The sequence below is a fragment of the Cryomorphaceae bacterium 1068 genome (assembly GCA_027214385.1).
In the GTDB taxonomy this organism is placed as follows: domain Bacteria; phylum Bacteroidota; class Bacteroidia; order Flavobacteriales_D; family Cryomorphaceae; genus JAKVAV01.
In genome coordinates this window covers 42,763-54,631 of the sequence record JAPVXR010000003.1, presented here as the reverse complement: position 1 = coordinate 54,631, position 11,869 = coordinate 42,763, and the positions used below count along the sequence as shown (strand labels likewise).

Sequence of the window (11,869 nt, the reverse complement as noted above, 5' to 3'; positions counted from 1 at the left end):
TGGCGGATTTTTCGGAAGAATTTGATCATAATCCCTCTATTCGTTCTATTTCTTCATCGATCATTTTCTGTAGATCAACGATGTTGCTTCTTAAGATGGCATATTGAAATTCGATCATAATTTTAGTCCAGTTTCTGAGAGATTTAAAATAATATAGAAACTCTTGGTCTTTTTTGAGGGCCTCAAAATCAAGTGGCTTCAAGTGGCCCGTCAGTTCGCTGGTGCTGATGTCAATATTAAAGGATTCTTCGAAACGTGTTGGCATGATGGTGTTGTAGCCGATCATTATTTGGTCAATAAAGTCCTGTTCGTTAAGCAAGAAGAAACTGTACTGCGAATCGTAAACGTCTACAATTTTTTTCTGTAAAATTGGATTTGAGATGATATTCACTCCTTTTGCTTTGAGCGATTCAAAAGCACTGGTGGAATGAACAAAACGCGTATGCATCATCGCGGCAGCAAAGAGTTGAGCCAATGAATCTTCGTTGATTGATTGTGTTGACTCCAGTAAAACCAAAATTGAATCGGCTGAGCGGAGTCCTTGCTGGTGTCTATTAATATTGGCATCTACGTCGGATAAATCCGTTTCTAGCGACTCTTTGAATGCCTTGAGAATTTGAATTTCAAAGCTAGCCTCCTTTCGGCCTTCATTCCAATTGTTGATTTGCAAAGCGATTAATATCCCTATCACCACAAGGATGATTTCTCCAATAGCGTAGAGGAGGTACTTTGAGAATTTACTTTCCATAAGAAGCTTTTGGCGGATGCGGCGGAAAAATTTAATCATTGGTTTCGGTAGTCATGCCTACCCGCTATTGGTTGGTTTGTTTATCTAGATCTGCTATCAAAATCAAGGCACTTTCTTTGTACTCTTTCAAGTGGCTGAGGTAATTTTGAAAATAGAGTCTACGCCATGATGCGACGCGATTTATGTAATCTGGATCGGTTAACGCATACTGTACAAAATCATCATTTTTTATACTGTGGATGTTATCAGCAAACCAGGTTTTATTGGTCTTCCAAAAAGCAAAATTATCGCTATAATCCATCTCGATTTCCTCCATATCTACTTCTATCTCTGTAAAATAATAGGAATAAAACTCACTTATTTGAATAAATAGACTGTCCTTCTGCGCGTCGAAAATTGTACTGTTCTCTTCAAGTAAAGTCAAACCACGAGACCTCAAGGTGATATCAGGGAAACCACCTACTACAAATTCACAGTTATCACAATTCTCGTATAGTTCACGCGTCATACGACCTTCCAATATTATTCCTAGCAATGTGTCTTCTGGTAACATTGCTTCAAGAACGTAGTCAATATTCTCCATATCCAATTGCAGGTCACTTTTCACAATCGCGTAGATGCTAGCGACTTTATTCTCGAGTTTTCGAGACTCGTTCCAATTGTTGATCTGCAAGGCAATCAATATTCCTATCACGACAAGAATGATTTCGCCAAAGGCATAGAGCAGGTATTTTGAAGCTTTGTTTTCTATAAGAAGCTTTTGGCGGATATGGCGGAAGAATTTGATCATTTCTCTTCTTATTCTTTCTGTTCTAGAATGATATGATTCTGGATGACATCGAGCATCGATTCTGTCTTTTCTTTGAGTTCATTCATAAATTTAACATGTCCTACGGCAATATCTTCTCTAATCTTGATGAGATTGATCACCAACATCTCATGCTCTGGAACTTCTAACATCTCGTTGGAGACTTCGAATAGTCTGCGGTCTGTATTTCCAATCTGTACATCGCTGACCATATAGGCATTGTTCACCATTTTCATAGCAAACATCTCATCTACGTATAGTGTATTGTTGATCATCATGATCGTTTCAAAACGTTCAAGTTCGAGATAGTAATTGAGGATTTCGTTTCGAAGTAATTCATCTTTGATCAAACCAATGTTCCCTGTGGAAATGAGATCTTGATAGGTGGGATCTGCCTTGGTGAAAGTATTGCGTATGGTCAGATTATACAATTGACCGGATGAGACAGAATCTATGGCGAGAGCCTGTTCCTTTCTATAACGAGCCAATAACGACTTGGCAAGAGAGTCGCAATTATATTCAAACTCAAGTTGGATATCAATGTAGGCCAGTTGTTGGTTGAGATCGGCTTCAATGTTTCTCAGGTATGACTTCACTTTATCGCTTTCTTGACGAGTTCGGCTCCAAGTGCTGATCTGCAAAGCAATAAGAATCCCAATCACTACAAGCACGATTTCGCCGATGGCGTAGAGGAGGTAACTGGACAGCCTCCCTTCCTTTAGTAAGCGTTGACGGATTTTTCGGAAGAACTTTATCATCTGTCTTGTGCTAAAACGTTTTCAATTTGATTCTTTAGTTCTTGTGAAAGCTTAAGCTGTGATTTGAGCTCTGCTTTTTCATAATGCATTACAATAGAAGAGCGTTTCACGGCTTGCTGAAGGTCCAAGTAGTTCTCGGAATGCCGATCAAAAACCCATTGATGATGGTCAAGAGCATCGACGCCATATTTATTGAACTCTGTCTCCAAGCTGGCCTCACCGTATTTGCAATCTTCCCAGTGCCGATGTACACCATCGACCATCTTATCCAGGTAAAATTCGCGTTGTTCTAAACTCTTGTAATAGGTTTCAATCTGTTGAATAAGCGAGTCAGGTTCGAGTGTGTAAAGCCTACCCGTACTTATCATTTCCTGATACACCGAAGAATGCAAGTTGAATTGAAAGGCCCACCATTGCCGTGTTTCCAACATCCAGACTATTCCGGAAGTATCAAGTCCTGAAGTCATGTAATGCAGAGCTGTGTCGGCATTTGCAAGTATACGGTCTAGTTTTGAAACACCATTCTCGTCTTTATTTGACGTATCGAGATACATCAATCTGTCCATATTGAGATCCAACTCACCAACCAGCTTTTTTAAGAGGACTCTGTTCGACTTCTCGAGCTTGTTTTCCTCATTCCATGTATTGATCTGTAGGGCGATCAATATCCCGATCACCACGAGAATAATTTCGCCGATGGCATAAGCCAAATAACCGGATAGTCTCCTCTCAGCGAGTAGTTTTTGACGGATGTGGCGAAAGAATTTTATCATGGTCTTAATTCTGATTTTACGACCTTAAGCGTGTTGAGGGTAGATTCCAATTCTGACTGATAAAGGCGCGCCAAAATCGTCATTTCATGGTACCGTCTGGCTACTAAGTTGAGGAAATAACGATCTTCAAGAATCCTAGCTTTTGACTCTTCGTCAATCATAGATTTACCAGATTCGCGCTTGTACATGTCTATGTTTTCTCCAAGATAATCCATGTAGTCAGCGGTGGCTTCTTTACTTAAACTTTCCCATTCCCTTATGCTCTTTAGGTCAGCTTCCCAAGACGCCATTTTAATTCGAACACTATCTGATTGAATAAGATCTAAATCTCCAGAACCTACAATATCTCTAACAGTTCCTTCATGCGATAGGTAGATAGTGAAATTGGACAATTCCAAGATGATGGGCTCAAGTGTTTCGTCGTCCAGAAGGTCTCTATTCTCAAAAAACATGAGTAGTGAATCTGCCAGAACCGAAACACGAGTAGCCTTCGCAATCACACGATCCAACTCCTGTATATCCTTCTCGAGATCGATTTGAAAACTCTTCAGGTAGACTTGTTCTTGAGCTTGGTCTTTTGCTCTTTGACTGCTTGTGTTAATTTGCAGAGCTATAAGAATTCCAATCACCACTAAAACGATTTCGCCAATGGCATATAGCAGGTAATTGCTGAACTTGCCTTCAGATAGCAATCGCCGGCGGATTTTTCGGAATAGCTTAATCATGGGCTAGGGTTCAATTCTTCAGGTCTAATTCTGATTCCAATATCTTAAGAATCAGCAATATTCTTTTGCGTAAAATATACGACTGCACATTTGAAATGCTATTGGTTACTATGCAACGAGTAAGGTGGTCTTCAAAGTCAGGATTGTTCAAAAGCACATTAATGTCATAACTAAAAGCAGAATTGCCAATGGAATCCACGCGTGAGTCCAAGGCTTCCCGGTTATCCACATCAATGAGAAACTTCCCGACGAAAGTTCTATTCATTGCAGCATTTCTCAAGGTACGAAGCTGGGTGTTTTCTATCAAAAACGGCACATAGACTTCATTTCGGTACTTGTACCACGACTGCTCCGACTCGATGACTTGAACCAACTCGCTGGTCCATTGAGATAAGAGCAATTTGAGGCTATCATTGCGAATTATCCGCAAACTCCCCGCTGAAGCCAAGTCATTTACAATGGGATCAAAAGTGGAGTATCCAATGGTATAAGTCAGCGCATTTTCTATACTATCCTTCACTCTTGAATCGGGGTAGTCAATGAAGGCGAGTAAATCCTGCGCTCCTGTTATTTGTCTTTTTCTGATGTCAATCTTTTCGTCCAGCTGCTTGAGATTGCTCTTGAATTCGGTATGAACCTGACTAAGAATAGCCTTCTCTTGTGCACGCTCCTTTTTGGTCTCTTTCCAATTGTTAATCTGCAAGGCTATCAAAATTCCGATGACCACCAGCACAATTTCTCCAATGGCATAGAGCAGGTACTTTGAGAATTTACTATCCATAAGAAGCTTTTGGCGTATGCGACGGAAGAATTTGATCATTGCAATTTCACTGTTTCACTTTCTATCAATTCCAGAATCTCCAAATTGTTGGCTCTGATGAGATCGAGTTCTAGCAAATACTCATACGCCATGAAATAACTGAGGGATATATAATCTTCGAATAGCTCGTCTTTATAGAGTCCACGAGCATCGGATGGGAAATGGCTGAGAATGCTGTTCGGATAATATGACGCCCAGAGATCGCCAACTCGCACGTGCTTCTTGAATAGATCCAGTTGCTTGGTCTGAAATTCTCTTTGTCTATCTGACTCTTCTTTTGAATCATTGACCACATCTTCCCAGCTGAACAAAAGATCCAAGAGTCTATCATTCTCGATAAGATGGATCTCTCCTGAGGAAATAGCAGAACGGAGCGCCCCGTTGATAGGGTCAAAACTCCAAGTAGTTCCCATGTGATTATGTGCGAGAAGAAGGATGGAGTCATTGGCAAGATCATCCACAGTCTTGATCAGATCCATGACGACAGGATAGTCCAAGGTTATTCTTCTTTGATAAGATTGAACGGTATCCATCTGAGCCAGATTTGACTGAAATTCGAAGTGCAACGCTTGTAACACTTTGTCCCTTTTTTGGCTATTGATCGCGTCATTGCGCCATTCGTTCAGTTGGATGGCGATCAGTATCCCTATCACCACCAGCACAATCTCTCCAAATGCATAGAGTAAATACTTGCCAAATCTTGATTCGGACAAGAGTCGCTGGCGGATCTTTCTAAAGATTTGAATCATGATTCTTGCATTTCTTTTAAAATGGAGATGATCTTATCTGTGTTTTCTAATAGGTTAGAAAGCGTTGATCTCTTGTTATACCTAAGGATTTGTGCATTGTATAATGCGGTTTTTGCGAGAGGTTGATCCATAATCTTCTTGTACTCCTCATAGTTGAGGTTTGGCATGGATTTTCTTCCGGCAAGAACATCGGGATCCACTGTTCTCCTGATTTCCCATAAACAACCATTGAAATAGGCATGTGTGCTTTCTTCAGTCAAATAGAGGAAGCGATCATAGTACATTTCAAATTGAGTGAATTCCCTGAATAGTTCTTTGTTCTTCAATAGACTTAGTTTTCCGCTTGAAGAAGCTTCGCTCAATGTTGTAAGGTTGGCACTGAATGGTTCACTTTGGAAGAAGGGTATTGCCAGCTTCCTTAGTGAATCCACCGAAACCTGTGCACTTGAAAGCAGTTGACCTTTATTCACATCAGTATCTTCTTGCATCAAACGGAAGAATAATTCCATTTTTTCCATGGCCATATCCATAGCTGGTAATTTATGATTCAGCAATGTTTCCCTATTGTACTCGAAATCTTCCAATAGCGATGAAATGAGTTGCTGGCGTTGTTCTCCTTCTTTGCGCGCCTCATTCCAATTATTGATCTGCAAGGCAATCAGTATTCCGATTACCACCAACACGATTTCGCCGATAGCATAGAGCAAGTACTTAGAAACTCTGTTTTCTTTAATCATGCGTTGTCGGATATGTCGGAAGAATTTGATCATCGATTTTCTATTAGCCGCGAAGCCCCCAGCCCCTGAAGAGGCGAGCCCGCGCACACATTTTCATTCAAAACATTAACTGCAAAAGTCCACCCTTTAAGGTTTTGGAAGCACTTTTGGATTTGACGTATATGGCGGAAGAATTTGATCATTTGTTTATCTCTTCTTCTATCAATTCGATGAGTTCATTCCCATCTTTGTACATTTTCTGACAGCCCCATAGCAGACCTGAGTTATTGCCGGCTGCAAGACGCAATCCATTTCTCACACGCCGATCACTTAGATACGCTTTGATTCCGTTTGCTATCAATTCAACTTCGTCGTCCGAAAGGACTTGGTAAACTAATACTCCTTGTTTGGCTGACTCTTCAAAATCTCCAAAAGGCCAAACAGATCCTAATTCGGCGTGCCGATCATAGAGGTAGTGATCGTACTCTCTGCGCATGTGCAGGGTGTAAGTATGGTCACGCTCTCTATCTTGTTTTAGCTTCAGCAATCTGTTTTTAATGCTGTCATTTTTAATGATCCCGAGATTGCCGGAATTGACCAATTCGTCGAAGGTATTGGTCTGCGGTACATATTCCACCCAACCAAGAACAGTTGAAATCATTGAATCTGCTGAAAACACTTGAGTGTAGGTCTCCAATTGGATGCTACCCTGTAATGCAATGCAACTTTTTACTTTTGCCGTTCTATTCTCAATCACACTCTCCAAACTTGCCCTATCAGCTAGGAGGTCGGTCTTTAAACCCTTGAGAAATTCGACTTCTCTGCCGCGTTCTTTACGCTGCTCATTCCAATTGTTGATTTGCAGGGCTATCAATATCCCGATGACTACAAGCACGATTTCACCAATAGCATATAGCAGGTACTTCGAAGCTCGGTTTTCCATAAGCAGTTTTTGGCGGAAGCGGCGGAAGAATTTGATCATTTACCCTTTTCTATTTCTCGGTTCGTCAGATGCATAATTTGATCTACTAAAGGCTTCAGTCCCTCCAATTTATTCAGATAATTTTTCATTCCCCAAGCTTGATTATCCATAATGTTTTCGAATTCTACTTCCTGGAAAAGCGCTGGGTTTCTGGATTCGAATTTGGATTTACCATTTGCTTCCATCAGTCCGAAATAGTCAATATTCTTCATAGAGCCGTATTTGGTAAGATACGGAAGCGTCATCGTTTGACCCATTTCGTCCATAGTAGCATATGACTCTTTAATGCCACCCATGGCGCTTACCCAGTCAAAAATGAGCGAACGCAGAGAATCCGAACGAATCAAGCTTATCGTTCCCGATGCTATTGCTTCGTCGATTACAGATTGACTAGGATTGAAATCATCATAATCGATGGAGAGGTAAATTAGGCTGTCTACATTATGGTTTGCCAAAGTATTTTCAGGTTCTCCTATCAGCATCATGATCTCATTAGCTGCCTCAAGCATCCCACGGTGGTCTTGAATCAAGGAATCGAGTTTCAATGTGTTCTTTTTAAACTCCTGGTTTAAATCTTTGAGAATCGCTATTTCTCTAGCTCTATTGGTTTCATTTTGATTCCAATTATTGATTTGGAGGGCAATCAATATACCGATCACCACGAGCACAATTTCGCCGATTGCGTAGAGCAGGTACTTCGAGGCTTTGCTTTCTTTTATCATGGCTTTTCGGATATGTCTGAAGAATTTGATCATATCTCTAATTCATCATCGATGAGCGCAATAATTTGTTCCGCTTCCTTTTGTGCGATTTGATATAAACCGTTCTGATTGGTAGCCCCTACTTTCTTCATAAACAGAGCGATATTGAACTCCTTGTTTTTCAAGAGTGAAGTAAAATCAATGGTGTCCAGTTCATAATTCCCATTGAAAGCTACTTCTGAAAATACGGGATCAATACCGATAGATAGAATATTGGGTGTTATAAAATGGTGTTGATAGAGTTGTATGCTTTGCTCCATGTTCTTCCCCTCGCGTTCTCGGCTAGAATAGTATCTAAAAATCTGGTCTTTAAGCGCCTTGTTGCGCAGGTAACTCCCCGCACTGCTGGCTTCTATCTGATGTATGGTTCCCTGTTCGGGAATAAAATAGGTTTCACCGCAAATAGGGATTAGCAGTTGGTATAGATTCATTTTATCCTCATCAGAAAAATCTGTTTTCGACGAAATCAACGTCAGTACTTTAGTGACATTTTCTATCGAAGTTTCATTCTGCACGATCTTTTCATCGAGTGTTTCAATATCAAAAATGAGATCTCTTTTTAGGTCTTCCAAATAGATTTTTTCCTGATTGTTTTGTTGGCGCAGTTGGTTCCAGCTGTTGATTTGCAAGGCAATCAGTATCCCAATGACCACCAGGACTATTTCGCCAATAGCGTAGAGCATATACTTCGATACGCGATTTTCTTTTATCATCTCTTTTCTGATACGTTGGAAGAATTTGATCATCGTCAAAAATGGTTCGTTATTGGCTCAAATACTATTCAGTTACTGAAGACCTTTCGCATTTTTGTCCCAATAGTCCTTCTAATTCAATGATTTCATCCAATAGCTTACTGTAAAGTTCAACCTGACGAGTATTCACAGAAACGTATTCAAGCGACTCTCCAAGCAGTCGTTCTCTCATCTCGGGCTTGAGCAATTCATCCTCGTCAATCGGAAATGCTTTTTTCAAGTCTTCATCCAAACCTTTCGAGAATCTCCCGTTGGCTATTGAAGCCTGATTGGTACCATTTGCAAAATTGTCGGTATGCCTAAATGATAAATCAACTGCATACTTACCGTTTACCATTATAATACTCTTCAATTCTTCAACGCGATTAAAGTAATGGTTCAGGGCTTTTATCACCGACTTATCAGAAATAATATTCAAATTGGCTCCTGATTTCAGGTCTTCATAAGCTGAATTGTTTGGCTGGAAGTCAGAATATACGGCCTTCAGCGAAAGCGAAATCAACTGACCGACTTCGACTTTTTTCGAATTCTCATCCAGCAATAATCTAACGGACTGATTTGAGGCTTCCAATCGTTCTTGCGCCAAGCCAAGCAGTATGCTCATCTGTTCTTTATCCTGCGTCACATCTTCAGAAAGACGACAATAATACTCCTGCTCAAGTCTTTGTTGCTTTTGCTCCTCATTCCAATTATTGATTTGCAAGGCAATTAATATCCCGATAACTACAAGAACTATTTCGCCGATGGCATACAATAGGTAACTACCAAAGCGACTTTCGGTAAGGAGTTTCTGACGGATTCGGCGGAAGAATTTGATCATGCACGGACAATATGAAAATCGGGATTATTTCTCTCGTTTGGAAAAGTACTGAAATCGAGTAAATATGAAACACAAAAAAAGCCGATGATACCATCGGCTTTTCAATTTCAATTTATTCAATTCTCTGCTAGAGTAAATCGTAGCGATCGAGCTCCATTACCTTTACCCATGCTTGTACAAAATCGTTTACCATTTTCTGATTGGCATCAGAAGCGGCATAGACTTCGGCCAGAGCTCTGAGCTCAGAGTTTGATCCGAAAATCAAGTCTACTCTTGTGGCTTTCCATTTCTCCTCTCCCGTCTTGCGGTCTTTTCCTACAAACATTTCTTTCGTTTCAGTAGTCGGCTCCCACTTATTGTCCATGCTGAGTAAGTTAACGAAGTAGTCATTCGTCAATTGACCGGGCGTATCTGTAAACACACCGTATTCTGAACCATCGTAGTTGGCACCCATAGCGCGCATCCCTCCGACCAGAACAGTCATCTCAGGTGCGGTCAATGTCATCAACTGCGCCTTGTCGATCAACAGCGCTTCAGGAGGAAGCGTATACTGCGTCTTGGTGTAGTTTCTGAAACCATCGGCCATTGGCTCCAGTACAGCTACTGAAGAAGGGTCAGTTTGCTCTTGAGTGGCATCCATTCTACCCGGAGTAAAAGGCACTTTCACTTCGTAACCCGCATCTTTAGATGCTTTCTCTACTGCTGCAGAACCGGCTAAAACAATCAAGTCGGCCATGGAAACTTGCTTATCCTTGTTCTTCTTGTTGAAGTCCATTTGGATACTTTCCAAAGTCGTCAAGACCTTGCTGAGCTGCTGTGGATTGTTCGATTCCCAGCTTCTCATTGGTTCCAATCGGATGCGCGCACCGTTGGCACCACCTTTCATGTCAGAACCTCTGAATGTAGCTGCCGATGCCCAAGCGGTAGAAACCAGCTCGCTAACGGACAAACCTGAATTCAAAATCTGCGATTTCAAGCCTTCGATATCCTTGCTGTCGATTACTTGATGGTCTAGCACTGGAACGGGGTCTTGCCAAATAAAATCTTCTTGAGGCACTTCCGGTCCGATCAATCGGGCTTTTGGACCCATATCGCGGTGCGTCAACTTAAACCAAGCGCGAGCAAAAGCTTCTTCAAATTCTTCGGGATTGTCCAAGAATCGTTTTGAAATCACGCGGTACTCCGGATCTTCTATCAACGAAAGATCTGTTGTCAACATCGTTGGTCTATGTGTTTTGGATTCGTCAAATGCATCGGGTACCATAACCTTAGGATCCTTTGCCACCCACTGATGCGCACCTGCGGGACTTTTTGTCAATTCCCACTCTTCGTTAAAGAGAGCTTTGAAGTATCCGTGGCTCCATTGATCAGGAGTAGTTGTCCAAATTACCTCAAGGCCTGAAGTGATAGCATCTGCGCCTTTACCTGATTTGTAAGTACTGGTCCATCCGAATCCTTGCTCTTCTATTGATGCTCTTTCGGGCTCGGGACCAACGTTTGATGCAGGTCCTGCTCCGTGTGTTTTACCAAGAGTGTGCCCCCCTGCGATGAGCGCAACGGTTTCTTCATCGTTCATCCCCATTCTGCCGAAAGTCTCCCGAATGTCGTGAGCTGCTAGCTTCGGGTCGGGATTTCCATTTGGTCCTTCAGGGTTTACGTAGATCAGTCCCATTTGCACAGCAGCCAATGGTGATTCCAACTCACGGTCTCCCGTGTAGCGTTCGTCGTCAAGCCATTTCGTTTCGGGTCCCCAGTACACATTGCTGCGTGGCTCCCAAACGTCTTCTCGTCCGCCCGCAAAACCAAGGGTTTCAAACCCCATTGATTCGAGCGCAACATTTCCCGTAAGGATGATCAAATCAGCCCAAGAAATCTGGCTTCCGTATTTCTGCTTTATAGGCCACAAGAGTCTTCTGGCTTTGTCCAAGTTGGCATTGTCGGGCCAGCTATTCAAAGGCGCAAATCGTTGCTGTCCTTCTCTCGACCCACCACGGCCGTCGCCCGTGCGATACGTTCCCGCACTATGCCATGCCATGCGAATAAAGAATCCGCCGTAGTGACCGTAGTCTGCAGGCCACCAGTCTTGAGATTCCGTCATTAACTCAGTCAAATCCTTTTTCAACGCTTCGTAATCCAAGCTGCTGAACTCTTCGCGGTAGTCGAAATCCTCTCCCATTGGGTTGGTCATTTCCGACTGCTGACGAAGTACGTTCAAGTCAAGACGGTTAGGCCACCATTCTTGGTTGTCTTTAGCGTCTCTTGGTGTTAGTTGAGCACGAACGGACGTATCGTATTCACCATTTGCGGTGCTTGCTTGTGAGCTACCGTCATGTCCAAAAGGACATTTGGGAGCATCCGCCGAGCTATCTTGAGCACTAACGGACCATGTTAGGAGCAATCCAACTGCCAGTAGTAAATTCTTCATATTATTTGTGTTTTAAGGTGATTTAGTTCTTT

13 protein-coding genes are annotated in these 11,869 nt (G+C 42.0%); all 13 read right to left on the bottom strand.

Going from position 1 to position 11,869, the window contains the following annotated elements:
• Positions 1 to 25: 25 nt before the first annotated feature.
• The gene (locus tag O3Q51_05295; protein MCZ4408211.1) at positions 26 to 748 is read right to left on the bottom strand and encodes a DUF6090 family protein; all 723 of its coding nucleotides are present in this window, start codon (positions 746 to 748) and stop codon (positions 26 to 28) included.
• Positions 749 to 812: 64 nt separating this feature from the next.
• Positions 813 to 1,538: a DUF6090 family protein gene (locus tag O3Q51_05290; protein ID MCZ4408210.1), complete on the bottom strand. Its 726-nt coding sequence runs from the start codon at positions 1,536 to 1,538 to the stop codon at positions 813 to 815.
• 8 nt (positions 1,539 to 1,546) lie between these two features.
• Positions 1,547 to 2,314 (bottom strand): DUF6090 family protein, encoded by a 768-nt coding sequence (locus O3Q51_05285; GenBank protein MCZ4408209.1) that lies wholly within the window; start codon positions 2,312 to 2,314, stop codon positions 1,547 to 1,549.
• Positions 2,311 to 3,087, bottom strand: a complete 777-nt coding sequence (locus tag O3Q51_05280; protein MCZ4408208.1) for a DUF6090 family protein — start codon at positions 3,085 to 3,087, stop codon at positions 2,311 to 2,313. Before O3Q51_05280 ends, O3Q51_05285 begins: the two co-directional genes overlap by 4 nt.
• On the bottom strand, positions 3,084 to 3,812 hold the full coding sequence (locus O3Q51_05275) for a DUF6090 family protein (GenBank protein ID MCZ4408207.1): 729 nt from the start codon (positions 3,810 to 3,812) through the stop codon (positions 3,084 to 3,086). Before O3Q51_05275 ends, O3Q51_05280 begins: the two co-directional genes overlap by 4 nt.
• Before the next feature lie 10 nt (positions 3,813 to 3,822).
• Positions 3,823 to 4,593, bottom strand: a complete 771-nt coding sequence (locus tag O3Q51_05270; protein ID MCZ4408206.1) for a DUF6090 family protein — start codon at positions 4,591 to 4,593, stop codon at positions 3,823 to 3,825.
• A gap of 35 nt (positions 4,594 to 4,628) precedes the next feature.
• Positions 4,629 to 5,381 (bottom strand): DUF6090 family protein, encoded by a 753-nt coding sequence (locus O3Q51_05265; GenBank protein MCZ4408205.1) that lies wholly within the window; start codon positions 5,379 to 5,381, stop codon positions 4,629 to 4,631.
• Entirely contained in the window at positions 5,378 to 6,151 is a 774-nt protein-coding gene (locus O3Q51_05260; protein ID MCZ4408204.1) for a DUF6090 family protein, read from the bottom strand. The genes O3Q51_05265 and O3Q51_05260 overlap by 4 nt, the downstream gene beginning before the upstream one ends.
• Positions 6,152 to 6,296: 145 nt before the next feature.
• The gene (locus O3Q51_05255) at positions 6,297 to 7,040 is read right to left on the bottom strand and encodes a DUF6090 family protein (protein ID MCZ4408203.1); all 744 of its coding nucleotides are present in this window, start codon (positions 7,038 to 7,040) and stop codon (positions 6,297 to 6,299) included.
• Positions 7,041 to 7,075: 35 nt separating this feature from the next.
• Positions 7,076 to 7,834: a DUF6090 family protein gene (locus O3Q51_05250; protein ID MCZ4408202.1), complete on the bottom strand. Its 759-nt coding sequence runs from the start codon at positions 7,832 to 7,834 to the stop codon at positions 7,076 to 7,078.
• The gene (locus O3Q51_05245; GenBank protein MCZ4408201.1) at positions 7,831 to 8,586 is read right to left on the bottom strand and encodes a DUF6090 family protein; all 756 of its coding nucleotides are present in this window, start codon (positions 8,584 to 8,586) and stop codon (positions 7,831 to 7,833) included. The genes O3Q51_05250 and O3Q51_05245 overlap by 4 nt, the downstream gene beginning before the upstream one ends.
• Positions 8,587 to 8,617: 31 nt before the next feature.
• Entirely contained in the window at positions 8,618 to 9,412 is a 795-nt protein-coding gene (locus O3Q51_05240) for a DUF6090 family protein (GenBank protein MCZ4408200.1), read from the bottom strand.
• A 127-nt stretch (positions 9,413 to 9,539) separates the two neighbouring features.
• Positions 9,540 to 11,837, bottom strand: coding sequence for a catalase/peroxidase HPI (katG, locus tag O3Q51_05235; protein ID MCZ4408199.1), 2,298 nt, complete (start codon positions 11,835 to 11,837; stop codon positions 9,540 to 9,542).
• Between the last annotated feature and the right edge of the window lie 32 nt (positions 11,838 to 11,869).